The sequence below is a fragment of the Dechloromonas denitrificans genome, assembly GCF_001551835.1.
In the GTDB taxonomy this organism is placed as follows: domain Bacteria; phylum Pseudomonadota; class Gammaproteobacteria; order Burkholderiales; family Rhodocyclaceae; genus Azonexus; species Azonexus denitrificans.
This window is the reverse complement of the sequence record NZ_LODL01000021.1, coordinates 238,419-263,772: the sequence shown is the minus strand read 5'-3', so window position 1 is coordinate 263,772 and position 25,354 is coordinate 238,419. Positions and strand designations below refer to the sequence as shown.

The 25,354-nt window shown below is 55.4% G+C and carries 22 protein-coding genes; all 22 read right to left on the bottom strand.

Translation table 11 applies throughout. The annotated features are described in order from the left end of the window. Nucleotides 1-2 precede the first annotated feature (2 nt). Entirely contained in the window at nt 3-1,322 is a 1,320-nt protein-coding gene (locus tag AT959_RS12290) for a UDP-glucose dehydrogenase family protein (protein ID WP_066883500.1), read from the bottom strand. 9 nt (nt 1,323-1,331) lie between these two features. After that, nucleotides 1,332-2,504, bottom strand: coding sequence for a lipopolysaccharide assembly protein LapB (gene lapB, locus AT959_RS12285; RefSeq protein WP_066883496.1), 1,173 nt, complete (start codon nt 2,502-2,504; stop codon nt 1,332-1,334). Beyond that, nucleotides 2,501-2,782: a LapA family protein gene (locus AT959_RS12280; RefSeq protein WP_169795471.1), complete on the bottom strand. Its 282-nt coding sequence runs from the start codon at nt 2,780-2,782 to the stop codon at nt 2,501-2,503. The genes lapB and AT959_RS12280 overlap by 4 nt, the downstream gene beginning before the upstream one ends. Before the next feature lie 74 nt (nt 2,783-2,856). After that, on the bottom strand, nt 2,857-3,141 hold the full coding sequence (locus tag AT959_RS12275; protein WP_066883492.1) for an integration host factor subunit beta: 285 nt from the start codon (nt 3,139-3,141) through the stop codon (nt 2,857-2,859). Between the two features lie 12 nt (nt 3,142-3,153). Next, the gene (gene rpsA, locus AT959_RS12270) at nt 3,154-4,833 is read right to left on the bottom strand and encodes a 30S ribosomal protein S1 (protein WP_066883490.1); all 1,680 of its coding nucleotides are present in this window, start codon (nt 4,831-4,833) and stop codon (nt 3,154-3,156) included. A 91-nt stretch (nt 4,834-4,924) separates the two neighbouring features. Continuing rightward, a complete protein-coding gene (locus AT959_RS12265) occupies nt 4,925-6,856 on the bottom strand; it encodes a bifunctional 3-phosphoshikimate 1-carboxyvinyltransferase/cytidylate kinase (protein WP_066884387.1) in 1,932 nt (643 codons plus the stop codon). 53 nt (nt 6,857-6,909) lie between these two features. After that, a complete protein-coding gene (locus tag AT959_RS12260) occupies nt 6,910-8,724 on the bottom strand; it encodes a nucleoside-diphosphate sugar epimerase/dehydratase (RefSeq protein ID WP_066883488.1) in 1,815 nt (604 codons plus the stop codon). Between the two features lie 74 nt (nt 8,725-8,798). After that, nucleotides 8,799-9,359, bottom strand: a complete 561-nt coding sequence (locus tag AT959_RS12255) for a sugar transferase (protein WP_066883485.1) — start codon at nt 9,357-9,359, stop codon at nt 8,799-8,801. Beyond that, entirely contained in the window at nt 9,356-10,306 is a 951-nt protein-coding gene (locus AT959_RS12250) for an NAD-dependent epimerase/dehydratase family protein (RefSeq protein WP_083518381.1), read from the bottom strand. The genes AT959_RS12255 and AT959_RS12250 overlap by 4 nt, the downstream gene beginning before the upstream one ends. Next, the gene (locus AT959_RS20545; protein ID WP_169795470.1) at nt 10,303-11,049 is read right to left on the bottom strand and encodes a galactosyltransferase-related protein; all 747 of its coding nucleotides are present in this window, start codon (nt 11,047-11,049) and stop codon (nt 10,303-10,305) included. Before AT959_RS20545 ends, AT959_RS12250 begins: the two co-directional genes overlap by 4 nt. A 103-nt stretch (nt 11,050-11,152) precedes the next feature. After that, nucleotides 11,153-11,791 (bottom strand): class I SAM-dependent methyltransferase, encoded by a 639-nt coding sequence (locus AT959_RS21170; protein ID WP_157651291.1) that lies wholly within the window; start codon nt 11,789-11,791, stop codon nt 11,153-11,155. Between the two features lie 423 nt (nt 11,792-12,214). Beyond that, nucleotides 12,215-13,675 carry a flippase gene (locus AT959_RS12240; protein WP_083518379.1) on the bottom strand — a complete coding sequence of 487 codons (1,461 nt, stop codon included), beginning with the start codon at nt 13,673-13,675 and terminating at the stop codon, nt 12,215-12,217. Nucleotides 13,676-13,777: 102 nt separating this feature from the next. Then, a complete protein-coding gene (locus AT959_RS12235) occupies nt 13,778-14,752 on the bottom strand; it encodes a glycosyltransferase family 2 protein (RefSeq protein ID WP_066883477.1) in 975 nt (324 codons plus the stop codon). Nucleotides 14,753-14,835: 83 nt separating this feature from the next. Then, a complete protein-coding gene (locus tag AT959_RS12230) occupies nt 14,836-15,978 on the bottom strand; it encodes a glycosyltransferase (protein ID WP_066883475.1) in 1,143 nt (380 codons plus the stop codon). A 1-nt stretch (nt 15,979) separates the two neighbouring features. Then, on the bottom strand, nt 15,980-16,900 hold the full coding sequence (locus tag AT959_RS12225) for a GDP-mannose 4,6-dehydratase (RefSeq protein WP_240481819.1): 921 nt from the start codon (nt 16,898-16,900) through the stop codon (nt 15,980-15,982). Next, nucleotides 16,884-17,918, bottom strand: a complete 1,035-nt coding sequence (gene gmd, locus AT959_RS12220) for a GDP-mannose 4,6-dehydratase (RefSeq protein ID WP_066883468.1) — start codon at nt 17,916-17,918, stop codon at nt 16,884-16,886. The genes AT959_RS12225 and gmd overlap by 17 nt, the downstream gene beginning before the upstream one ends. An 18-nt stretch (nt 17,919-17,936) precedes the next feature. Next, nucleotides 17,937-20,201: a glycosyltransferase family 4 protein gene (locus AT959_RS12215; RefSeq protein WP_066883466.1), complete on the bottom strand. Its 2,265-nt coding sequence runs from the start codon at nt 20,199-20,201 to the stop codon at nt 17,937-17,939. Beyond that, the gene (locus AT959_RS12210) at nt 20,198-21,214 is read right to left on the bottom strand and encodes a glycosyltransferase family 4 protein (RefSeq protein ID WP_066883464.1); all 1,017 of its coding nucleotides are present in this window, start codon (nt 21,212-21,214) and stop codon (nt 20,198-20,200) included. The genes AT959_RS12215 and AT959_RS12210 overlap by 4 nt, the downstream gene beginning before the upstream one ends. Continuing rightward, entirely contained in the window at nt 21,211-22,521 is a 1,311-nt protein-coding gene (locus tag AT959_RS12205) for a glycosyltransferase (RefSeq protein ID WP_066883462.1), read from the bottom strand. Before AT959_RS12205 ends, AT959_RS12210 begins: the two co-directional genes overlap by 4 nt. 104 nt (nt 22,522-22,625) lie before the next feature. Continuing rightward, the gene (locus AT959_RS12200; protein WP_066883460.1) at nt 22,626-23,699 is read right to left on the bottom strand and encodes a glycosyltransferase family protein; all 1,074 of its coding nucleotides are present in this window, start codon (nt 23,697-23,699) and stop codon (nt 22,626-22,628) included. Next, nucleotides 23,686-24,309 (bottom strand): histidine phosphatase family protein, encoded by a 624-nt coding sequence (locus AT959_RS12195; protein ID WP_066883458.1) that lies wholly within the window; start codon nt 24,307-24,309, stop codon nt 23,686-23,688. The genes AT959_RS12200 and AT959_RS12195 overlap by 14 nt, the downstream gene beginning before the upstream one ends. After that, complete coding sequence (locus AT959_RS12190; protein ID WP_066883456.1) at nt 24,306-25,274, bottom strand: glycosyltransferase; 969 nt, start codon at nt 25,272-25,274, stop codon at nt 24,306-24,308. The genes AT959_RS12195 and AT959_RS12190 overlap by 4 nt, the downstream gene beginning before the upstream one ends. Nucleotides 25,275-25,354 lie beyond the last annotated feature (80 nt).

Below are 25,354 nucleotides of genomic sequence, written 5' to 3'. Positions count from 1 at the left end.
AATTAACGTCCGATTGCGAAATATTCGATGCCCAGCCCGCGTACCAGCTTGGGATCGTAGAGGTTGCGCCCGTCGAAAATCACCGGATTCTTCAGGGTCTGCTTGATGGCGTCGAAGTCCGGGCTGCGGAATTCCTTCCATTCGGTGACGATGAGCAGCGCGTCGGCGCTGTCGAGCGCACCCATCGGGTTCTCGGCGTACTGCAGGCGGCTGTCGTCGCCGAAGATGCGTTGCGTTTCGTGCATGGCGACCGGGTCGTAGGCGGTGACGGTGGCGCCGGCGGCGAAGAGGTCGGCGATCAGTTCGCGGCTCGGCGCTTCACGCATGTCGTCGGTGTTGGGCTTGAAGGACAGGCCCCACAGCGCGAAGTGCTTGCCCTTGAGATCGCCGAAGCGGGCCTTGAGCTTGTGGGTCAGCACATGCTTTTGCGCATCGTTGGCTTCTTCGACGGCGGTCAGCACCTTGAGGGTAATGTCGGCGTCGTCCTGGGCAGTGGCGATCAGGGCCTTGACGTCTTTCGGGAAGCAGGAACCGCCGTAGCCACAGCCGGGGTAGAGGAAGTGGTAGCCGATGCGCGGGTCGGAGCCAATGCCCTGGCGGACCATTTCGATGTCGGCGCCGAGCACTTCGGCCAGGTTGGCGAGTTCGTTCATGAAGCTGATGCGGGTGGCCAGCATGGCGTTGGCGGCGTACTTGGTCAGTTCGGCGCTCTTGACGTCGGTGATGATCAGGCGTTCGTGGTTGCGCTGGAACGGGGCGTAGAGGGCACGCATCAGGAGGATGGCCTGCTCTTCTTCGGCGCCGACGACGATACGGTCGGGCCGCATGAAGTCTTCGACGGCAGCGCCTTCCTTGAGGAATTCCGGGTTGGAAACGACGCTGTAGGGGATGTCGACCGCCCGCTTCGCGAGTTCGTCGGCAATGGCGGCCTTGACCTTGGCGCCGGTGCCGACCGGGACGGTGCTCTTGTCGACGACAACCTTGTAGTCGCTCATCAGGCGGCCGATGTTGCGGGCGGCACCGAGCACGTACTGGAGGTCGGCCGAGCCGTCTTCGTCGGGCGGGGTGCCGACGGCGATGAACTGGATGGTGCCGTGGTGGACGGCTTTTTCAACATCGGTGGTGAAGCTCAGGCGGCCGGCGGCAACGTTGCGGCGGACCATTTCCTGCAGGCCCGGTTCGTAGATCGGGATGCCGCCTTCTTCGAGAATGCGGATCTTTTCCGGATCGACGTCCAGACAGAGGACGTCGTTGCCGACTTCAGCCAGACAGGTACCACTTACCAGACCGACATAGCCGGTGCCGACGACGGTGATTTTCATGAATGCTTCCTACAGAGTTTGATCGAATTCTTCGCTACGGCGCGGTGGGTAGGTTTCCCAGCCGCCGCAGGCCGGACAGCGCCAGTAGAACTGTCGCGCCTTGAAGCCGCAATTATCGCACCGATAGCGCGACAGGCGTTTGGTGTAGCCCTGAATGATGGTCTTGGCCAGTTCGACGTCGCCACGCACATCCGGCGGCGCCAGCGGCAGGCGGGCACTCATCAGTTTTTCCAAGCCAAGCAGGGTCGGATTGCGCTGTAATTCATCGCGCACCAGGCGATAGGCGGACTCCGTTCCCTCGCCCTCGAGAATCAACTGATAGACGACGTCCAGCAGATCAAGCGACGGATAGCGTTCAAGATAGCCGCGCAACAGGGCAATACCCTCATCGCGGCGCTCCAGCTTGCGATAGGTATCGAGCAGACGCTGGGCGACCAGAGCCAGATAGGCCGGATCCTGCTGCTCGATCCGCTGCCAGGCCTCGATGGCCGCTTCCGGCTTGCCTTCTTGGAGCAACAGGTCGCCCTGCAACAGACTGGCGCGGACACATTTCCGGTTCTGCTGGATGGCAGATTCAATATAGCCGCGCGCCGAGTCCGGCTTGGAGCGCATGATTTCATTGGCAGCCAACTCGCAATAAAACTCGGCCACCTGCTGCTGCGTTACGCCATCCGGCAATTCGCGGGCAATCTCGATGGCCTTTAGCCACTCTTTCTCAACCTGGTAGATTTCCAGCAGATTGCGCTTGGCTTCCATTTCGAAAGTCGTCCCACTCAACTTGTTGAAAATTTCCTCAGCTCGATCAAGCAGGCCGGCCTTCAAAAAATTCTGCCCGAGCTCGGAGAGCGCATGCAGACGCACCTCCTCTTCCAGATCGGGGCGATCGATCAGGTTCTGGTGCAGGCGAATGGCACGCTCGGTCTCCCCGCGGCGGCGAAACAGGTTACCAAGGGCAAAGTGGAGCTCAACCGTCTGCGAGTCGACCTTGGCGACCTCGAGAAAGGAGTCGATCGCCTTGTCCGGCTGTTCGTTGAGGAGAAAATTCAGCCCCTGAAAATAGGAGCGCGGCAAGGCGCGGGATTCAAGCACCACCTGGCGCATGTCAACGCGGGCCGCCGCCCAGCCCAGCCCGAAAAACAAGGGAATGAGCAGCAACTGCCAGTATTCAAAAAGATCGTTCATGCGACCGGTGGGGGTTCCTGCGAAATGACGGACTGAGGTTTGTCGACCGCACGCTTCAGGCGCGCGATTTCCCGGCGCTGGCGATAGATCACGCCAAGCAGCGATAGCACACCGAGCATTGCACCGCCGACGAAAAAGGCAAGCAGCACGATGACCAGCGGTGCCTGCCAGGCCTGACCGAGGACGAAGTTCAGAACCACCGGATCGGTGTTCTGCACCGCAAAAACGACCAGAAAGGAAAAAATAATGAGCCGGATGGCCCAAGTCAGTGCTGTCATGGCATTCAATAAAAAAGGGCAGTGAAATCATTCACTGCCCTGAATCTACCACATTGCGTCTGCTCAGCGGACTGTCAGATCGCCTGATCAACCCGCTCACGCAGTTCTTTGCCCGCCTTGAAGTGGGGAACCCACTTGGCAGGAACGCTGACCTTCTCCCCCGACTTGGGGTTACGACCGGTGCGTGGTGGCCGGTAGTTGAGCGCAAAGCTGCCGAATCCGCGGATCTCGATACGATCCCCGCGCACAAGTGCATCGGACATCGCATCGAGAATCATCTTGACCGCAAAATCAGCATCCTTCGCCACCAACTGCGGAAACCGCTCCGCCAGCCGGGCGATGAGCTCGGATTTGGTCATGCTTTATGCCTATCAGCCTTGCTGGTTAAGCTTGGCCTTCAGCAGGGCGCCCAGGTTGGTCGTACCAGAAGCAGCAGAATTCGACTCGGCAGAGAACTTCTGCATCGCTTCGTGCTGCTCGGCTTGATCCTTGGCCTTGACGGACAGGTTGATACCACGGGTCTTGCGATCCACGTTGATGATCATGACTTCAACCTCGTCACCCACCTTCAGGTGCTGCGACAGGTCGTCGATACGATCACGGGAGAACTCGGAAGCGCGCAGGTAACCTTCGTTCTCGCCATCCAGCGTCATCACGGCGCCGCGGGCATCAACCGTCTTGACGGTAGCGCGCACGATGCTGTTCTTTTCGTGGGTAGCAATGAAGTTGGTGTACGGGTCGCCTTCGAGCTGCTTGATGCCGAGGGAGATACGTTCCTTCTCGACGTCGATACCGAGCACGACGGCTTCAACTTCGTCACCCTTCTTGAAGTTGCGGATGGCTTCTTCGCCAGTGCTGCTCCAGGACAGGTCGGACAGGTGAACCAGGCCGTCGATGCCGCCAGGCAGGCCAATGAAGATACCGAAGTCGGTGATCGACTTGATCGCACCGCGAACCTTGTCGCCCTTCTTCTGGTTCATCGCGAAATCATCCCACGGATTCGGCAGGCATTGCTTCATGCCGAGGGAAATACGGCGACGCTCTTCGTCGATTTCTAGGATCATGACTTCGACTTCATCACCCAAGGAAACAACCTTGGACGGATGAACGTTCTTGTTGGTCCAATCCATTTCGGAAACGTGAACCAGACCTTCGATGCCTTGTTCGATTTCAACAAATGAACCGTAGTCGGTCAGGTTGGTGACCTTGCCGAACAGGCGGGTGCCGGCCGGGTAACGGCGGGCAATACCAACCCACGGATCGTCGCCCAGTTGCTTCATACCCAGGGAGACGCGGTTCTTCTCGGCGTCGAACTTGAGGATCTTGGCGGTAACTTCGTCGCCCACGGCCAGCACTTCGGACGGGTGACGGACACGGCGCCAGGCCAGGTCGGTGATGTGCAGCAGGCCATCGATACCGCCGAGATCGACGAATGCACCGTAATCGGTGATGTTCTTGACGATACCCTTGACGGTGGTGCCTTCCTTGAGGTTCTCAAGCAGCTTTTCGCGATCTTTGTCAGCGGTGGCTTCGAGGACGGCGCGACGGGACATGACCACGTTGTTGCGCTTGCGATCCAGCTTGATAACCTTGAATTCGAGGGTCTTGCCTTCGTATGGGGTAGTGTCCTTGACCGGACGCATGTCGACCAGCGAACCCGGCAGGAATGCACGGACGCCGTTGGACATGACGGTCAGACCGCCCTTGACCTTGCCGGTGATGGTGCCGGTAACCAGGGTATTGTCGTTCAGGGCCTGTTCCAGGAAGTTCCAGGCAGCGATGCGCTTGGCGCGATCGCGCGACAGGCGGGTTGCGCCGTAGCCGTCTTCCAGCATCTCGATGGCAACTTGGACGAAATCGCCCACTTGCACTTCGAGTTCGCCCTGATCGTTCAGGAATTCTTCGAGCGGAACATAGGATTCCGATTTCAGGCCGGCATTGACCACAACGAAGTTGTGATCGATGAGCACCACTTCTGCAGTGATGACTTCGCCTTGACGCATTTCCTGGCGAGCCAGGGATTCTTCAAATAGTTGAGCAAAAGATTCCATTGACGGAGAGAACTTTCATGCCGCGAACCGTGAAATTCACAGCGGGTTAGAGGTTTCAAACATATTGCCGACCATTGCAGCCGGCAACACCTTACTTCAACGCTTCCCTGCTCCACACCAGCACCTGATCCACCGCCTGTTCGATGGTGAGCCCGGTGGTATCGAGCAATTTGGCATCACGCTCCTGCCTGAGCGGAGCAACGCTGCGCTGCGAATCGCGCTCGTCACGTTGCTGAAGATCTAGCAGAAGGTCCGTGAGATTAGCAGATAATCCTTTTTCGATCAACTGCTTATAACGGCGCTCGGCGCGTACTTCGGCACTCGCCGTCAGGAAGACCTTGAGCGGGGCATGCGGGAAGATGACCGAGCCCATGTCGCGGCCATCGCCGACCAAACCGGGTTTGGTATTGAAGGCACGCTGACGGAACAGCAAGGCCTCGCGCACCGCCGGCAAAGCCGCCACTTTCGAGGCCCCGGCCGACATTGCCTCGGTGCGGATCGCATCGCCGACCAATTGCCCGTCCAGGCGAATTTCGTTTTCAAGGAATTCGACATCCAGCGCCGCAGCAATTGCCGCCACACGCTCTTCATCGGCCCAATCCACGCCCGCCCGTTGCGCCGCCAGCGCGGTCAACCGGTACAGGGCTCCGGAATCGAGATAGGCAAAACCGAGCGCTGCCGCGACGCGTGCCGCGACCGTTCCCTTGCCCGAAGCCGAGGGACCGTCGATGGCAACCACCGGCGCAGCTTGAGTAACGCCAGCGAAACGCTCGAAGTAATCTGGGAAGGTCTTGGCCACGCACTTCGGATCGTTGATACGCAATGGCGTGCCAAACGCCACCAAGGAGAAACACATCGCCATCCGGTGATCGTCGTAAGTATCGATTGCCGCCGGCTTCAGGTCGGCCGGCGTAACGCGGATGAAATCCTCACCCTCCTCAACCACCGCCCCCAACTTGCGCAGTTCGGTCGCCATGGCAGCAATGCGGTCGGTTTCCTTGACCCGCCAACTGGCAATATTGCGTAGCGTGGTAGTACCTTTGGCGAACAAGGCCGTCGTCGCCAGCGTCATCGCAGCATCGGGAATGTGATTGCAATCAAGGTCGACCGCAACAAGACCCGACTTGGGCGCCCGCGCCGCCATCCAGTTCGGCCCCATCTCGATTTCGGCGCCCATTTGCGCCAAAGCCTCGGCAAAGCGAACATCGCCCTGAATCGAGTCGCGACCGACACCCTCGACACGCACCGGTCCACCGCCAATCGCCCCCAGAGCGAGGAAATAAGATGCCGACGAAGCATCACCCTCGACATAAACCGTTCCCGGCGAAACATAACGACTGCCGGCCGGCACCGTGAAACGCTGCCAACCTTCGCGCTGCACCTGCACACCAAAGCGCGCCATGATGGCCAACGTGATTTCAATGTAGGGCTTGGAAATCAGCTCCCCAATCACGTCGACCGTAGCAGTCTCGCCAGTCAAGGGCAGCGCCATCAGCAAACCGGTCAAAAATTGACTGGAGACATCGCCGCGCACCTGAACCGTGCCCCCGGCACGAATCGTCGCCGGCTTAAGATGCAGCGGCGGAAAACCATCGTTGGCCAGATAGGTAACATTGCCCCCCAACTGGCGCAGGCCATCGACCAAGTCGCCAATCGGCCGCTCGTGCATGCGCGCCACGCCCCTCAGCACGTAATCACCGCCAGCCAGCGCCAGCGCCGCCGTCAGTGGCCGAAATGCGGTGCCGGCATTGCCAAGAAACAACTCGGCCTGCCTGACCGGAAACCTCCCGCCACAACCCTTGATCCGCCAACTTTCCCCAGCCAGCGCGTCAACACCAACACCAAGCGTTTTAAGGGCATCGAGCATGCGCTCGGTATCATCGGAAGCGAGCAAGTCGCGAACTTCGGTTTCACCTTCAGCCAGCGCAGCCAGCAACAAAACCCGGTTGGAGATGCTTTTTGAGCCTGGCAAGCGAACCGTGCCACCAGCAGAGATCTGCTGGGAAAGATCAAGGAATTCAATACTCAAGGAATACTCCGTTTACAGAGAAGGAAGGCGCCACGCCTCCCAACGAATCAATTCATCACATATTCAGGCACAAAGCGCTGCAAGCCCGTCTTGACGACGGCCACCTCACGCACACTGGGCGCCAGCCAGTCCAGCAGCTCTTGAAATTCGAGATCACTCATGCTGTCGGCCTGCTTGGCTATGCGCAGCTTTGGATGCGGCGTCGGCAAAGTTGCCTCACCATCGGCCAGTAACTCTTCGTAAAGCTTTTCTCCGGGACGCAAGCCGGTGAACTCAAGCGGAATATCGTCCTCGGAAAATCCGGACAGCCGAATCATGTCACGTGCCAGATCGACAATTTTTACCGGCTCACCCATGTCCAAGACAAATATCTCGCCCCCCAGCCCCATCCAGCCCGCCTGTAAAACCAACTGCGCTGCCTCGGGTATGGTCATGAAATAACGCACGATATCCGGGTGAGTCACGGTAACCGGCCCACCACGCGAAATCTGCTCACGGAACTTGGGAATCACACTCCCATTGCTACCCAGCACGTTGCCGAAACGCACCGTAATAAAACGCGTCCCACCAGCAGCTTGGGTCACCCGACAAAGGCGCTCAGCCAGACGCTTGCTCGCCCCCATCACGTTAGTCGGATTGACTGCCTTGTCGGTGGAGATCAACACGAACTTGTCGACCCCCGCCCGTTGCGCCGCCCGAGCTAGCGTCACGGTGCCGAGGGCGTTTGTCCGAACCGCCTGCCAGGCATTGGCATGCTCCATCAAAGGAACATGCTTGTAGGCTGCGGCGTGGAAAATAACAGCGGGTTGTTCAGCCGCCAGAATTTCCGCCACTCGCTCGGCATCCCGCACATCCCCCGCCCAACAACCACACTCAAGCTTGGGGAAGGACTGTTTCAACTCCTCGTCAATCCGATACAAGGCGAACTCAGAGGCCTCCAGCAAGACTAGGCGCGATGGCTCAAAACGAGCAATCTGGCGGCACAACTCTGAGCCAATCGAGCCTCCCGCCCCACTGACAAGGACAACACGCCCGGTCAGCAGCTCATGCAAGCCGGCATCATCCAGAGAAACAGCGTCGCGCCCAAGCAGATCCTCCAACTCAACGCGACGGATGTTGGAAACAGACAGACGCCCGGCCAACAAATCATCGTAGGAAGGCATCGTCATCACGGTCAAGCCCGCAGCTGCCGCCAACTCTGCAGCCCGCCGCCGCTCGCCGGATTTGGCGCCGGGCAAGGCCATCACGACATGCTTGACGCCATATTTTTCGGCAACCTCCGGCACATTGGCCAACGGCCCAAAGACAGGCAAACCACGCAGCCGACGCCCCACCTTAGCCGGGTTGTCATCGACCAGCGCCACCGCATACCACAGGCCGCTACGATTCAATTCCCGCAACAACGAATCTGCTGCCTCCCCGGCACCAAGGACAAGCACCGGTTGCCCACGCATTTTGGCCGGACCGTAAAGACGGTGCTCCTTCCAGCTACGATAGGCAAAGCGACTCCCGCCCATCACCAACGCCAGGAGCAGCGGATGCAAGACCAGTACTGAACGGGGAATCGGCCCCAGACCAAGAAAAACGACGGCTACCATCGTTAAAACGGCACCGGTCAGCACCGCAGAAAGGATGTGCTGCAAATCAGACAGACTGGCAAAACGCCACAATCCGCGATACAGGCCAAAAACAAAAAACAACGAACCGAAGAGCGGCAACACCCAAAGCAGCGAGTAAGTAGCCGAATGCGCAAACTCAGCTGGCACGTCAAAATTGAAGCGCAGCCAGAAAGCGAGCATCCACGCCAGCGCAGCCGCCACCAGATCGTGGAGAAACGCGGCCAAGGTACGTGGATTAGTCATTCAGCAGATTCCGAAAAGTTAAATAGCCGACCAAACACGATCGAAACCGCCTATTTTAACCCGCTGGAAATAAATCAATGAGAAACGCCATCACGCCGCAAGACCTTGACGAAGGTCAGCCACAAAATATGAATATCGAAGAATAGAGACCGGCGCTGAAGGTACTCGGCATCAAGTTTCACCTTTTCCGGAATCGGCAACTCATCCCGCCCATTGACTTGCGCCCACCCGGTCAAACCCGGCAATAGTTCATGCACCCCGAGTTCAGTACGCAAAGCTACCAGGTCATCCTGATTAAACAAGGCCGGCCGAGGACCGACGAAACTCATATCTCCCACCAGAATGCTCCAGAGCTGAGGCAATTCATCCAGGCTCGATTTGCGCAGAAATGAGCCAATCGGCGTCAGATAGACATTCGGATCCTTCAACAGATGGGTGGCCACCGCTGGTGTTCCGATGCGCATGCTACGAAATTTTGGCATCTTGAAAATACTGTTATGCCGACCAACCCGATCCGACCAATAAAATATTGGACCTGGAGAAGTTAATTTGACTGCCGCGGAGACCACCAAGATAACAAAAACCAGAACGCTGGCAGCCAATAGCGCCAGCAACAAATCGAATAATCGTTTCACTGCCTGAACATTTCCTGTAGGCCTTCAGCCAAAGATATACGAGCTTGCCAGCCAAGCTCGCGCTCAAGCCGAGCCGGAGAATACCAAGCCGAGCCAAGCAGTCGCTCCAGCGCCTCGCTATCCAACGGTATGCGGCGGCGCGTAACGAACTCCACTCCATCGAAAACACGCGCAACCATCCGAAGCGCAGACGCGGGAACGGCCCAGGCACAGGGTGTTAACCCCAGCGCCTCTCGCAACGCATCATACAATTGGCGCCCCGAGGGTGCCTCAGGCGACGCCACAATATAGGTACGCCCATTGGCGCGATCATCTTCGGCGACCAGCCTCGTTGCGGCAAGCACGTCTTCAATATGCACCAATGATCGATGGTTCCCTGTCTCGGGCAATGGTGGAAACCCCCCAAGCCGGACTAGCCGTCCCATGCGCTCAAGATTACCTCGCCCACCACTGCCATAGACCATAGCCAATCGCAAATTCACGACATGCATGCCGTGACGTTGCCCCACCTCCAGCACAGCCCTCTCCGCTGCGCGCTTTGACCGACCGTAAGCGGTATTGGGCTCCCCCTCGAAATCCTCCTCGACCAGCGCATCACCGGGCTCCGCCATCGCTTTTACACTGGAGAGAAAGACAAAGCGTTTGACTCCAGCCTGTCCGGCAGCCTCCACCAAATTGCGGGTCCCCTCGAAATTAATTTCCTGGTGACGCTTCGAATCATTGCCATTCACTGCTGAAAAAGCGTGCGCATAGCCAGCGCAGTGAAACAGTGTATCCAGTCCGGCACATGCAGCGGTCAATGCCAACGAGTTGCTTAGATCTGCAATTCGGCACTCAGGAAATGAATCACTACTACGCGCCAGCCCCACCCATGGCACATCGGACTTACTCAGCATCGCTCCCAGACGGGCTCCAATGAAACCCGTGCAACCGGAGATTCCGATCATGGGATTACCCGGCGATCACGCACACTGGGCATGCGCCCCCAATGCTTACGAAAATGGCGGCCCATACTCGTCAAATGCCATCGAAGGTACTGCAAATTCCGCCGACTATGACGTCGAGCATCGTGAACGATCGTCACGCTTGGGCAGGCAACTATCCTCAACCCCTGTAGCCATATACGAACACAAATATCAACATCTTCGTAATAAAGGAAAAAGCCCTCATCAAATCCCTTTAGGCGAGCGAAATCCTCACTTCGAAACAGCATGAACATTCCCGCAACCCAGTCCGGGCAAAAGTCCGGTTGTCCGTCGGACACATCGAATCTTCCATCCTTCCCGCCAAACGCTTTGGTCAGTAAGGAACGAAAATTCGGAAAATAACGCATATTGTCTTCAGTTGCCCCCTCCGGAGTTACAACACGCGGAGCAACTAACGCAGCGTCTGAAATCCTGGCGCAATTTAACAATCCCGGAAACGGGTTTTCCGGTAATTCGACATCTGGATTCAGCGGGCAAAAATACGGTTGGTTACACGCGGCAAACGCAGCATTGTGATTCTCGCCAAACCCCTTCGGCGAACCGTTGTCGATAATGCTTACCTGGGCATTAGTATCCATACCCAGCGCCTCGGGAATATTGCGAGTCAGAATGATCTGCTGGACTTCTGGAAAGGCCGACAGTGATGCAATCAGTCTTGCCACCATGGCGCCATGACCATGACTGACAATGGAAACGGCAATCATGATCTTCCTCCCCAGAGTTCCATGCCTAGGCAAACATGGGCGTCAATCAGCCACCAGCCCCCAAACACACCATCATCTCCGCACATAGCTAAACCAACACAATTCATCCTGGCTTCCTGCATGTCAACGTAACGAACTCACGCTCAGTCGGAGCGAAAATCCCGTCGACATCAGCCAAAAACCGTCCCGGCAACGCTTGTCGCCAATTACGCTTCACGCTAGCGCGCGACATGATCTCACGACTTTCGCGCCACACTGCCGTTGTCGCCAAGGTGCTAAAACGGTCCACAATCTCCCCAAATCCAATTTTGATTAACGAATCAATCAGTGATGCCCGGGAAAACAACATCAGATGACGCGGAGGTTCAAGGCCACGCCAATATTCACCAAAGACCCTCAGCCCGGCACTCCCCATATTCGGAGTATCAACCCACAGTACACCACCCGGCTTTAACAATCGGAAACAGTCCCTCAACAAGCCCATAGGGTCGAAAACATGCTCGACAACGTGGCTAAGCGTAATTCGGTCAAAACAAGCAGTTTGCCCAGCAAACTGCTCTATGCCGCCCGCAATGACATCCAGGCCTTTGGCCTTGGCAATGGTCACTGCTGCCACGTCAATATCCACCCCTTGAACCAGCCACCCCGCCTGGCGAGCAAATTCCATGAACTCGCCATTACCACAACCGACATCCAACAACCTTCTATTTTCTGGCGTCACCCATTCGAGATTACGCGCCACGGCCGTATCCAGACCCTGACGAAAAAATGGAAAAAGTGGCAGCACCCATCGACCGGGCCATAAGGTACATTCAGACTGGAATCCAAAGCGGCTTTTGAAATAATCATCCCGCAACAAGTGCCAAAGCCAACGAACTCCGGAATACGATGTCTCGCTTGAGCGATGCGTGTAATAGTGACGGTAAGCAATGCCAATTGCCTCCGGACTCGGCCTCGGGTCCAAATAGCCGCTGCCGCACCCAAGGCAACGGTAAAACTGCCAATTACCGGGCCCCGATCCAAAGAAATAATCCTGAAGATCACTGTAAGCAAGCTGACGCTCGCTCGACCCGCACAATGGACAAGCCGCCACTGGCTCTAGTCCGGACGCGGGCCAATCAGTCACAGGAGAAGGTTTAATCAACATTGGGGCGCATATACAAAATCAGACAGAACCACGTGATACCTGAACGAGTCCACGCAATTGCCGGGGGAGCAACATAGCACACGCCAGGCACATGACCAAAGCTACCGCCCCCCGGGCAGCAAGGTTTTCTACCCCACCGGCCAGCCACAAAAGCAAAATGACTCCTGCAGATAATGTAGTGAGCACAAACAAATAACGATTGGTCACCGTTAGTAGTCGCTCAACCAAGATGGCCATCAGTACCGTGTCCACCGCAACACGCAGCAGCCAAACCAAGGCGACGCCTTCGATACCATGGCACTCGGCCATAAGCACAAGTGCGGCAAGATAAAACGGCAATTCCAGCAAATGTATCTTGGCCGCCCAATCGGCGCGGCCTGCACCATGCACCACGGTAATGGCCACTTGCCCTAGGGCATTGACAAAAACACCGAGTAACAGAAGCCGCGCCGTCTGCTGGCCGTTCCGGGCAAAATCGGCACCCAACCACCAATCGATGACTTCTCCGGCGAACAGATACAAGATTGCCACTACCGGTAGAAAAAGCATGAACACGCATTTCATCGACTGCCAGTAGACCAGCCGGACCATCTCACGATCAGCCACCAAGCGAGCCGCCACGATCGGGAACAGCACCCCGGTCAAAGCTCCGGAAATAATCCACAGACGGGTCACCATCTCATATGGAGTGGCGTAATAGGCAACCGCCGTCGCTGAAAGCAAACCACCGATCAAGAATCGATCGGCGTAGACCATCAACGGGCCAACCACATTCGAGACAGTCATCCAACCACCAAAAGTCAGTAACGGCCAGACTAAGGCTCGACTGAACCCGTTTGCCCGTCGCAAATCCGGGCGTAAACGAAAACACATGAACCGCAAAAACCACCAACCGAGGACGCGTGTCACTGCCAGTGAAACGATCACCGGAACCAGCCCTTTAGAAAACCACAACGCCACAAGCGGTGCCAGAAACAGCGCAACGCCCAACGGAATTCTTATCCAATTCACTAGATCGAAGCGACCATATGCTTCGAGCACCCCACGCCAACCAGCCGAGAGGAGTACAAACGGCAAAGCCCCCGCGAGCACCCACAAACCGACCAGAACCTCATCGCTCAAAGCCGCCGAGATAGCCAGCCATCCTACGACCCATGTTGACAGGGTCGCCAAAAGCACACCAGCAGCCAGCCCCAGACTGCGAATAAGCCCCATCGCGGTGGCCGTCAAGTCGGGAATCTCATACTCAAGCCCCGAACTCAGCCTGACCGCAACCAGACGCGTCAACGCTCGCCCCAAGCCGAAATCGAACAGACTGAAATACCCTACCAACAACCAGGCGAGGCTCAAGAGACCAAAGCGCTCGACCCCCAGTTGTGCAACGAGAACGGGGATTGCCACCACTCCAACGCAGAGGGGCAATACCGAGCCGGTAAGATTCCAAAGGGCTCCGCCAAGGACTCCTGAATTACTAGGCATTCAGCGTCGCTCCTGAAAATCCATCACGTAGAAAAATCGACGAACAGAGAGTGCCAGTCATGGAATGGCTGGCACTCAAAAGACACTCAACACTGGGTCGCATTAAACCTGCCCAATGGGTGACTCCGGCAGTTCATGACTGCACCCTGTCGCGGCATCAAGCCGGCCGGCTCGCCCCTGCAAGCCATGCAACACACCGAGCACCATTCTCCTGAGGCGCAGCGACCTATCATCCGAAAACGTCAGAAAATACCCGGCAAACTGAACTAGGCGCCATAAGAAATGGGCTCGCCAAATCCAAGACATGGACACATCACGCAGCAATAACAGCGTATTTCTGAACATGTAGTAATCGCGCAATGGCGAGTGGTACATTACTTGGCGCTTGCCAAAAAACCAGACAGCTTTTACAGAATCGCCCAATTGATGCACCAGCCGTGCTTCAGGAACACCAAGCAACACATAACCTGCTGCTCTTGCACGAAAACACCACTCGGTATCGACATGGTCAATAAAATACTGCGAACGCATGCCCCCAAGGCGCTTGAGTACTTCAACTGGAATCAAGGTACCGGAAGCAATGAGAAAACTCACCTCAATGTCTTTTGGAATGACTTGCCCCTCCACGGGCTGCATCCAACGGCGAGGCAAACCGGAACGCTCGACAACAAAAAATGAAGAAACTCCGGTACGACTATCCACCGTAGCCGGCCCAACTGCAGCAACCGGATTCATACGCCTACCGGTCAAGACCGACAAAAGCTCGCTCAACATAGTCGAACCAGGAACACTATCTTGATCCGATAGATAGATAAATGCCGCTCCGGAGCAAATTGCGTACTCTATACCCACATTTTGTGCTTCCGCGATGCCGAGATTCTCCGGCATCCGCAACAACGTGGCATTTTCGGCTACGAATCTTGCAAGTTGCGAAGTGATATCTGGAGACGAAGCGTTATCGACAACAATCACTCCGGCAACCTGAGGCGCCAAGGCAGAAATCAAATTTCCAAGACCTTCCATATTCGGATTGTAGGTCACCACAACGGCCCAGATAGCGCGTTCGGTTCCTAACATTCGATCACGCAACTGAATCCAACATATCGAATCTCATCCATCACCCTATCCATATGCCAAATTATGCGGTATCCGTTATTACATCACGCATAACGGTGTGAATTCAAGACGCCCCGATAGAGATCGTCATATCGACGCCCAAGCACTTCCCCGGAAAACATATGTTCGTAACGCAACCTAGCGGCAAGGCCCATGCATTCAGAAAGACATTGATCCGCCAATAACGTGTTCATGGCATCAGCCAGTTCCAACGCATTCTCGGGTGGGACAACATAGCCAGTTTCACCATGAACGTTAACGAATGAGGTTCCAGAACCCACTTCGCAACAAACCATCGGCTTACCGAACATGGCTGCCTCAAGAAGAACCATGCCAAATGCTTCCGAACGAACGTGAGATGGCAATACCAGCAGCCTGCAGCGCCTCAACAATGTAGCCTTTTCCTGCTCACTCACCTGTCCAGCGAAGACGACATTCCGCACTCCCTGCCGCAGGACCTGCTCTTGCAGATGCCCCCCCTCGGGACCTGAGCCAGCAATTACGATGGTTGCATTGGTCCTCGATGCAGCATCCACCAGAAAATGCAAGCCCTTGTAATACCGCAGCACCCCCAGCGCCAAAGCAAACGGCCTATCGCCCAATTCCAACCGCTCCAGAATGTCGGACGAACCTATCTCCATCGATTCCCGATGCGACCGGTCTTCAAGTCCAAGCGGGATCACCTTCAGGCGATCCGGCGCGACCGCCGTATTGAGTACCGGACTAGTTTTTGCATACGTGGGAGAAGTCGCAACCACAGCATCCATGACCCCAAGGGTATAGCGCATCAACGGCCCGTAGATGAGACTAAGGAATTTCTGTCTGACAATATCCGAGTGATAGGTCATCACCTTCGGCTTGTTCCTGTCTGCAACGAGGTTCAAGACATCGGCAAATGGCCACGGGAAGTGGTAATGAATCACGTCGGACCAAGCGGACAACTCCCGAAACCGCTTGAATGAATCAAAGGCCCCCAAGTCACAAGACGCCGGCGCCATCCAGGAACGCGAGCGAATTACTGTGCCTTCGGAACTCTCAATTTCAGCGGGAATCGGGCATGGCGATAGCGACAGGATTTTCGATTCCACCCCGAGCGCCTTGGTTCCCAAGCAAATCTGCCGTATTGCCTCTTGTAAGCCTCCCGGGGGGTCCGGAAAATACGTCCGATAGACGTGTAAAACTCTCAATTCATGCCCCTGACGGAACAGCGTGGTGATACATCCAAGCCAATGTCTCGCTCAGAGGAATGCATTCGATACCGCCAATACAAGCCTCCAGTTTTCTTGCAGAACCTTGAAGTCGCTTGACATCATTTGCCCGCACGAATGTCGGATTGACCCGCACCTCTATCTCGTAACCGGCAATTTCCGCCATCATCGCCAGCACATCCTTCAGTGAATACGCCTTACCGGAACACACATTGAATACATCACCGGCTGGGGCCTTGGCGAGCAATGCTGCGTAGGCACAGGCCACCATGCGCACGTCGGAGAAGTCGCGCTCTACGTCGATATTGCCCAGTTCGATCACTCGCTCGCCACGCTGGAAATGCCCGACGATCTTGGGCAAGAGGAATTGAGCCCCTTGCCCCACCCCGGTGTAGTTGAACGGCCGGGCGATCACAATGGGTAGGCGTTCCATCCACAGATGGGCCATGTACTCCATCGCCAGCTTGCTCACGGCATAGTCATTCGCCGGCGAAGGCGACACAGACTCGTCGATCACCTCCACCGCTGCGTTCCCATAGATGTTGGCGCTGCTCGCCAGCAACACTGCGCGCGGAGATTGATCCAACCCGGCCAAGGCCTCCAGCAAGTTGCGCGTGCCCAGCACGTTTGTCCGGTAGATCGCCTCCGCATCGCCATGTGCCACAAACGAAATTGCCGCCAGATGCGCCACCACATGAGGGCGTACCTCTGCGACCACTCGGCGCAATTCCTCACGGTCACAGAGGTCGACGGCAAGCATGTCCCTGCCCGACGGCTCGCTACCATGCACAGTGCCAAAAATCTGGTAACCGGCGCTCTCCAACTCACGCGCCAGATAGCGGCCGGTAAAGCCGCCGAGCCCAGTCACCAAGGCACGCGGAACCTCAGAACGAGAAGCCACGATCATTCCGCCGCAGGTCCGCCTGAACCATCATTGCACAAAGCTCTTCGAGGCTAGTCTTCGGCTCCCACCCCAGTTTCTGCTTGGCTTTCTCCGGATTACCGATCAGCAACTCAACCTCGGCCGGGCGGTAGAACTTCGGGTTCACGCGCAGCACCGTCTTACCAGTCGCCGAATCGATGCCTACCTCATTTTCTGCTTCGCCCTTGAAGTCGACTGCAATACCCACCGCCTTGAAAGCCATGGAAACGAAATCGCGCACCGTCTCGGTCCGGTTAGTAGCCAGTACATAGGTATCCGGCTCATCAGCTTGCAGCATTCGCCACATGCCTTCCACGTATTCCTTGGCGAAACCCCAGTCGCGCTTGGCATCCATGTTGCCCAGTTCCAGCACGTCCAGTCGGCCAAGCTTGATCTTGGCCACGGAATCCGTAATTTTGCGCGTCACGAACTCCCGTCCGCGTAACGGTGATTCGTGATTGAACAGGATGCCGCTGCAACCAAAGATGTCGTAACTTTCGCGGTAGTTGATCGTCATCCAGTGTGCGTACAGCTTGGCCACCCCATATGGGCTACGGGGATAGAACGGCGTAGACTCGATCTGCGGGATAGCCTGCACCTTGCCGAACATTTCGGAGGTACTCGCTTGGTAGAAACGTATCTTCGGATTGACGATGCGGATTGCTTCCAGCAGATTAACGGGGCCAACGCCGGTAATCTCCGCAGTCGTCAAAGGCTGGTCAAACGAAACCCCAACGAAGCTCTGTGCTGCTAAGTTGTATACCTCCGTCGCGCCAGTGGTCTGCAACAAACGAATGCTGGAAGACAGATCCGTCAGATCATATTCAACCAGATGCAGGTTAGGGTCTTTCTCGATTCCTAACTCCTCAATTCGCCAAAAATTGACAGAACTGGTACGACGATAGGTTCCATAAACAGCATAGCCCTTATTCAACAACAATTCGGCCAGGTAAGCCCCATCCTGGCCGGATATCCCGGTAATTACAGCAGTTTTCATTTGTACCTCGATAATTGTTTAGGAAAAACTAACGTCAGAATGCAACCCTTGCAGCATGCCTTCAAGTCGTTCGGACAACCAAGAATATCTATGCTGCGCCCGCCATGCGTCGCCAAGTTGCTGTTTGTACTGATGCTCTGGAGACCCGGAACGGATATGTCCGAGCACTTCCCTCAGAGTATGAGCAAGCAGTCCCGGGCTACTGTCGTTCACGCGCCAGACCGAGTCCCCGAATTCAGCAAAAATCGGCAGATCGGTCACGAGAGTCGGCTTACCGCAGGCTAGTCCATATCGCACCGCGCCACTGGCCGATTCCGAAGTTGGGTGGTAAACGAACAGTACAAGATCGGCACCTAGAAGGAGGGAAATGCTCTCCTCGTCAGGCAGGAACCGGGTTTCGATCATCACCTGTTCGTCCAAGCCTAGACGGGCGACCCTCGCGCGAAGCTCCCGCGCAAGGTCGGCGGAAAAGTCGACCGGGTATTCGGCATTGATCATCCTGAGATCGACACGCTCTCCAACGTCACGCAACAAGGCAATTGCATCGACTACCTGCTCCAGTCCTTTGTGCGGCAGACAGAAACCATAGGTAGCAATGGTCGGCACAACCGATTGAGAAGAAGGGGATGAAGGCAAATCAAGAATGCCATGGGGAAAGAGCATCAGGTTCTCGTTCAGCCCACAAGACTTCAGACGGTTCATGTCAGCGATGGAATGCGTCAGCAGGCGGTCTGCGAGCGCCAGTGCGGGAACATAATTGAGCAGATTTTTGTGCGGAGCCTGGGGTGGATCCTGGGTCGCATGCATATCCAAGACAATCACACGCCCCGCTGCCTTCTGCCTCTCAAGGAAACGGCGTAAATGTGTGTGGTGGAAGAATCCGAAGTTGAACTGGATGACGATTACATCCAATCCTTTTTGATCAACAATCCTAGAGAGTTCAGCCAAATCGTCGTCATCGCTTACGCTCCAACAGCGCAGGCAGTTGTCACCGTCAGGCTGCAAAAGTGCGTCGGTTCTTGCAGCCAGCATGATTGGCTTATTACGCATTCCGACCACAAGATGTTCCGAATAAGTCGCAATGCCGCATTTCGCGTTCCAAGTACTCACCCAACCAATCGATGGAAGCCCGAATCGATCCCCGGCAGGTGCCCTGTAGAAATCGACCAAGCGCTCCGCAACACGCGCCCAGGTAAATTTCTTCAGTAACAAATCCCGTCCGCGTCGAGCCATGGCCCGACGAACGCTTTCCTTTGAATGGAGTGCTCCTTGCATTGTCGCAGCAAGCGCATCGACATCGATCGCCGCCCAGGCAGACGGTTTCAGGTTAAAGTGCGTATCCGCCTGCTCATACGTGTAATCTACCAACCACGCATTCTGCTTGGTGCAAAAATCCATTTGCCCTGACCAACCAGTCACTATGACAGGCATCCCGGTCAACATGGCTTCGGCAAGCGGTAATCCAAAACCTTCTGCACAACTTGGCGCCACAAGAACATGGCAACGCAGATATAGTGCCTTCAGATCTGCGTCAGGTAGATCCTCCTCGATCACAATAACATGCGGATAGCCCGGAAACTTGGCGCGCATTGCCTCAAGCTGCTCGCGAATCCGGTTATGGGGATTTGGAAATGTTTTGATGATAAGACTCACATCATCAGCAACCGTAAACGCCCTGCCATAAGCTTCGAGCAAGGCATCCGGGCCTTTTCTCGGAAAAAACGACGACACGTGCAGAAATCGGAAAGAACGAGGGGCCAGATCATCGAGAACCGATTCCGAACTTGCTTCGATGCGTTCCCAATGATCCACACCGCAACCTGAAACGGCCATCGGAACGCTGACTCCGTTGTCACGAAGTATCCGCAGGACGTGACTGGAAAGGCAGGTCACTCCAGTCAGGTGCCTATTGAAGGCGCGTACCCAGTCCGGCGGAAACCCGGATTCTTCCCAAGCATAGGAGTGCATCAGATTCCGCTCGCATGCCATATCTGCGACGCGTGGTGGATACAGATTACGGCTTGTGACGGATGCCTCCGAATGCCCCACTACATCTGCACGCTGATTCATGGCACCAAGGTCGGGGTTTTTCTCAAGGAAATCTCGGGAAGGCACGAAATCTCCCGGACCTTCAGTTGAGAACAAGGCGACATCGACCCCTTGCGCACTGAGTGCGCGCGCGATCTCCCTGTTCAGCAGTGCTAGGCTGTAGGTGCTATCAAAAGGGCCTTCAAGCCTCCAGATAATGTCCTGATTTTGCGCAATCGCTTTCTGCTGCATCATTTCTTCATTCTCAAATCAGTTCCGAGCACAGCCGAATAGGCATCCACCAACTGCTCGACGACTACATCCCACCGATACAAATTCCGGATACGCTCCACGAGTGCCGCATCCTTAGGCCGTGCAAGAATCGCCTCCACCCCCTCTCGCATATCGGCAAGGTCGTAAGGATTGACATAGACCGCATGCTGCTCGAAATACTCTGTCGGCGACCCCAGGCTGGTTGTCATAATTCTGGAGCCGGCCGCACCAGCCTCCAGGCTCGCGATGCTCGGGGTTTCACGTAAACTAGGCATGGCAAAGAACTCGCAAGCCGCCATGGCGGAGCGAATAAGTTCCGACCCTGGGGGCAAAGGATCAATAAGTTGAAACTGCCCCTCCCCCTCCTGAATGCACGCATCCAGATAAGATTGTTCACGAACGCCACCAATCGTCACCAACTGTAAGTCCGGAAAAGCCTTGAGCGACTTGAGAAATGCCAATTGATTTTTTCGAGGCTCAACATTGCCAACGTTCAGCACAAAAGGACCATCAATCCCATAGGCTTTCCTGAAAATATCCGGATTAACTGAATCAAAGAAGCAGTCTCCAACAGCGTTATATACGACCGATATTTTTGAGGAATCAATCTTGCACAAGCGCACTAGGGCTTCTTCCTCAATACGAGAATTAACAATCACCCTATCGGCCAGCCAAAGTATTGTTTTGATGTTCTCCAGAGCGCCAGATAATTCCCAGCCCTCGGGATCAGGCCAGAAATTGGGGCTAATCGCCAACGGTATGCCTCGCTTCGATTTGACATGATCCAGAAAATCGCGGCTACTGGGCATACACGAGAAATAATGCATCAGATGCATCCCAGAAAACTCGGGCTGCCAGGGATCGAAAAACGAAAACTCCACGGCTGGCCACTTATGTCCCGCCCTCAGAAGCGCGTCAGAATAAAATTGCAACTGCCGCTCACCGCCGCCTGGTACGTCAAAAGCCCATGGATAGGTTCCGAGACATATCTTCATATGCACTTTGCTTTCAGGTTGGCCTTCAGACAGGCACGGAATAACTCCAGATCTTCTTCGCTGGGTTGCACGTTGGCAACCAGCTTGGCAAGCCGCGCCAGCATGTCTTCGCACGTCGGCAGATTAGCGACTGGAGTGGAATGCCATCCGGCGTTCTTCAGCGCGGCGTGTTTGCGCTCCAAGGCTGATACAGCAAGCTCGGCGCTGGTTGCCCAGGAAAACTTGTGAGGCTGAATCGCAGCATGCGCAATCAACCGCTGCCTGAAATCCGGATCATGGATCACTTGCAGAATCTTCGCCGCCATGGATTGCGGGTCGTAGGGATCGAAAAGCGCTTCATCCATCTCCATCACCTCGGGAATGCTGGTGCAGTTGGAGGCGATCACCGGGGCTCCACAAAACATAGCCTCAAGCGCCGGCAAGCCAAATCCTTCATGCAGGGACGGGAATACATAGGCATGACAGGCGCGGTATAGATGCATCAGATCCTCATCCGGCACATAATCCATCAATACAATTTCCGAGGCTTGCACGCCGAAAGTTCCGGCCTTCCATTCAATCCCTGCACGCACACCTTCATGAAGCTTGCTTGCAATTGCCAATTGATGGCGCCCCCTCACATCCTCCGGTAACAAAGAATATGCCTCGAGTAGCCGATCCATATTCTTGCGGGCATCAAACCCGCCCGGAGCATAGAGCAGGTAACCCGGCCTCAATCCATATTTGCTGACCGTCCGCTCAACATCATGCAGTCCGCCTGCAGGCTCTTCTGCAAATTTGGAGTCCGCTGCGAAGGAGATATGCACGATATCCTCCGACTGCATCCCCAGCCACTCGATTGCCTCGCGCTGTGAATACTCTGAGATAGCCAGCAGCAAATCAGCCTGCTTCACGCCCTCTAGTTTCTTCATGTAGTAATCGCGGAATGCCCCGGGGGGCATGTAGATATCCGACATCACCAGCGGAATCAAGTCGTACTGGGTCAATGAGGTTGGCGCACGCACACCGAGAACACCAATCGAGCCGATGGCATCATCACCCCAGCCATCCGCAAGCAACGCCGGCACATGAACAAACTCCGGTTCCAGGCAGGCAATCGCATGTTCACGCAACATGCGTGCAGCCATCTGTCGCCAAGCATTATCCGGCGCACAAGCGGCGCACGGCGAAGGAACATGGAAGGACGCCACGCGCACCCCGGGTGCATTGCTGATTATGTCTGCACGCAAGTCTGCCAAGCCCTCCTGAAAGGCTTCGCTAAACAAACAAATCACCTCATGCCCGCGAGACAAAAGCAGATTCGCCATTGCCAATTGCAAGGATCTGGATCCTCGTCCGATACCACGGAATCGACTAGCTGATTGACAAGCTTGAAAGTCCAATATAACGCGCATAAATCACTCACTCAAAATCATCGACAAACCAAATCCGAAACAATTGTCTGTAGCACTTTGCAGCCATGTCTCACGTGGAACCGCTCCCTTACATCATCATGTGCCCCCACCCGAATTCTTTCGCGCAAACAATCGTTGTATGCCATCAACTCAAGTGCTTCCAGCCAGGCTTCAAAGCTGTTTTCAATCAATAGCCCGGTTTCGCCGTCCTGAACACAGGATTTGTAAATATCGGCATTCGAGTAGATTCCGGGAATTTTTGCCGTTCCATAATTGATGTACTTGAACGGATTTTTGCACGCATTGAATTCGACAGACTCCTCGTCCTCATCGGCCCCCAGAGGGGTAATCGCGAAAACATAATCTCCCGCAACAATTGCCCGCATGTAACTTTCATAAGGCATGCGATTCGTGAAATGCAAAAATGGAAGAGAAAACATTTCCGGAAAAGGGTCGCCAAAGAAATCCAGAACATAATCCGGGTGCCGCGAAAAAAAGACATGCAACGCGGTGAGTATGCTGTCTTTAGCCGACTGAACTTTTAGAAAGTCAGCGTTTGTAAACAAGATACGTGGATTAACCAACTGCTGTCTTTCGCGGTTTGTAGCAAAATAGCGCTCAACCCACATGCCGTTCGGCATTAACACCGGCGAGATCCCAGGAATTTTTTTCGGTAGTCTCCTCAACAATTCATTGTTAGCAACTGTCACGACATCGGCAAGTTCGATGATGTCATGTGCAAAATTTCGGTTATTGGCTGCGTGCCCGCCGCTGTAAGCAGGAAATGAGAATATCCAGTCATCAATGTCATAAACAATCTTTACGCCAAGGCCACTCGCCAATTGCGCCAACCCCAGGGCGGTGGACGAATTGTGCTTGCTGAGAATCAATATATCAGCCCACTCAACCCCCAAATCGGCACAAGGGTCCGCCTCTGAAATGGCGGCATGCTCAATCCCACCAAGCGAAGCCATGTAATCCAGAACCTCAGTGATTCGGGCCGAAACAGAAAGCGATGGCACACCCGCAGCCACCAGCGATTCGCGTTGAAGGACCAATATCCTGATCGGACGGGAATCAGTGGTCGCCATGTAGAATTTCTACCGTATTTTCAGCCGGCCCCAAGGCGAATCCGGCCAGGCGACCTGTCCACACACCACTTTGGTTGGAAAAATGAACAACGCTAACCGTCGCATGCATTGGTAGAAATGCTGGAAAGGACGTCATATCCATTTGCAGCACGTGCTGCAAAATGCAGGTAATTGGGCCGGAATGTGCGACCACAGCCATTAAGCGGCATGGCTTCTGCAACTGCTCATCCAGGCAGGCGAGCGTGCGTGCATTAAGATCGAGATGCGACTCACCACCGGGATAACGATTCCCTAGGTTGGCATAAAAATTCGGTTGATCCTGGAGAAAATTCGTCAACGGCAAGTTGGCGACAGAGCCGGCATCAGTTTCACCCAAACGGGTATCGGTCACCCAATCTGCCTCAGGGAAAACGATTTCCGCCGTTTCGCGGGCACGGCTCCAATGGCTGACCATGAATCGCTCGGGTTGCACCGACTGTTTGGATAGCCAATCAGCCAATCCGGCGGCCTGGTTACGCCCCACGACAGACAAACTGTCGCTCGGGGTACCGGTCACCAACCGTTGTTCGTTCGCCTGTGAGCGACCATGACGGATCAAATAGAGAATCATCGCGCCGCCTTGACCAGCAAATCAACCAGCGGTGTTAGGGCATTGGGGAAACAATAAGCCATCAGGTGCTTTCGCAACTCGCCGCACGCTGCGGGCCTCGCCAGTACCCGATCAACGCCTTGAGCCACATCCAGATCAGACAGCGGATCTACCAAGACCGCCTTGTCACCAAAAAGCTCACGTGCCCATTCGGATTCGCTCAACAGCAAACGACAACCTGACAAGCCTGCCTCAATGGCTGACAGCCCTGGCGGCTCGAGCGACAATTCCACATAAAAGCCTGCACTTTGCAGTGCCGAGCGAACGATTTCGGATTTCTGAGGAAGCGCCTCGATAAACAAAACGTTGTCTCCGCCAAGTTCGCGACACGCTTGCATATAAGCCTCGTCTCGATACTTTCCCACCACCACCAGCGGTATCGCCTTTTTTTTCAGCACCCTGATTGCCGCTAACTGGTTTTTGACCGGCTCGACAATTCCGAACCAAATTGCGTAGTCACGGATCTTGTACAGGGTCGAGAAAAGATCTGCCGGCGCAGGCTTAAGATAGCTCAGATCAGCAACCCAGCGGCACAAGGCAAGTTTCTCAGCGGTTACAGGAATCTGTTCCAGAAAACGATCCTGTTCTGCTCGGGACTTGAACGCCACGAAATGGGCGATATCGATATGCTCGCGCACCGAATCAATCGTCTCGTTCCCCAATTTACCCGCCCACAAGTTCGGCCAGAGAACAACTGGCTTGCCCTGGCGCCGGATCTCGCGCAATAGCGACAGCCCTCCAACATGAACAGAAAAGTGCAGCACTACATCATAGAAGGCAAGCGAGCGGGAGTAAGGACCGTAAATATCAACGATGATCCCCAGTTGCCGCAGGCCATCGGCAATGGATTGAAGTTCGTACTCACCGCCGCCGCGGGTGAGATAAGCCTCGTGATAGGTTGTTATGAGAACGCGCAAATTAAGCATAAATGACTGCCGAGCTAAGTTCACCCGTACGATTGCCGAGCGTCCACTTCCCCAATCGGCTGTACGGATGATCGAAAGTT

What these genes read in the sequence shown, in the direction of transcription:
- AT959_RS12205 (WP_066883462.1), bottom strand. Translation starts at nt 22,521, where the DNA reads ATGGCGAATCTGCTTTTGTCTCGCGGGCATGAGGTGATTTGTTTGTTT.
- AT959_RS12215 (WP_066883466.1), bottom strand. Translation starts at nt 20,201, where the DNA reads ATGATGCAGCAGAAAGCGATTGCGCAAAATCAGGACATTATCTGGAGG.
- rpsA (WP_066883490.1), bottom strand. Translation starts at nt 4,833, where the DNA reads ATGGAATCTTTTGCTCAACTATTTGAAGAATCCCTGGCTCGCCAGGAA.
- AT959_RS12240 (WP_083518379.1), bottom strand. Translation starts at nt 13,675, where the DNA reads ATGCCTAGTAATTCAGGAGTCCTTGGCGGAGCCCTTTGGAATCTTACC.
- AT959_RS12260 (WP_066883488.1), bottom strand. Translation starts at nt 8,724, where the DNA reads ATGACTAATCCACGTACCTTGGCCGCGTTTCTCCACGATCTGGTGGCG.
- AT959_RS12250 (WP_083518381.1), bottom strand. Translation starts at nt 10,306, where the DNA reads ATGATCGGAATCTCCGGTTGCACGGGTTTCATTGGAGCCCGTCTGGGA.
- lapB (WP_066883496.1), bottom strand. Translation starts at nt 2,504, where the DNA reads ATGAACGATCTTTTTGAATACTGGCAGTTGCTGCTCATTCCCTTGTTT.
- AT959_RS12275 (WP_066883492.1), bottom strand. Translation starts at nt 3,141, where the DNA reads ATGACCAAATCCGAGCTCATCGCCCGGCTGGCGGAGCGGTTTCCGCAG.
- AT959_RS12210 (WP_066883464.1), bottom strand. Translation starts at nt 21,214, where the DNA reads ATGAAGATATGTCTCGGAACCTATCCATGGGCTTTTGACGTACCAGGC.
- AT959_RS12200 (WP_066883460.1), bottom strand. Translation starts at nt 23,699, where the DNA reads ATGGCGACCACTGATTCCCGTCCGATCAGGATATTGGTCCTTCAACGC.
- AT959_RS12280 (WP_169795471.1), bottom strand. Translation starts at nt 2,782, where the DNA reads ATGACAGCACTGACTTGGGCCATCCGGCTCATTATTTTTTCCTTTCTG.
- AT959_RS12235 (WP_066883477.1), bottom strand. Translation starts at nt 14,752, where the DNA reads ATGTTAGGAACCGAACGCGCTATCTGGGCCGTTGTGGTGACCTACAAT.
- AT959_RS20545 (WP_169795470.1), bottom strand. Translation starts at nt 11,049, where the DNA reads ATGATTGCCGTTTCCATTGTCAGTCATGGTCATGGCGCCATGGTGGCA.
- AT959_RS12290 (WP_066883500.1), bottom strand. Translation starts at nt 1,322, where the DNA reads ATGAAAATCACCGTCGTCGGCACCGGCTATGTCGGTCTGGTAAGTGGT.
- AT959_RS12190 (WP_066883456.1), bottom strand. Translation starts at nt 25,274, where the DNA reads ATGCTTAATTTGCGCGTTCTCATAACAACCTATCACGAGGCTTATCTC.
- AT959_RS12195 (WP_066883458.1), bottom strand. Translation starts at nt 24,309, where the DNA reads ATGATTCTCTATTTGATCCGTCATGGTCGCTCACAGGCGAACGAACAA.
- gmd (WP_066883468.1), bottom strand. Translation starts at nt 17,918, where the DNA reads ATGAAAACTGCTGTAATTACCGGGATATCCGGCCAGGATGGGGCTTAC.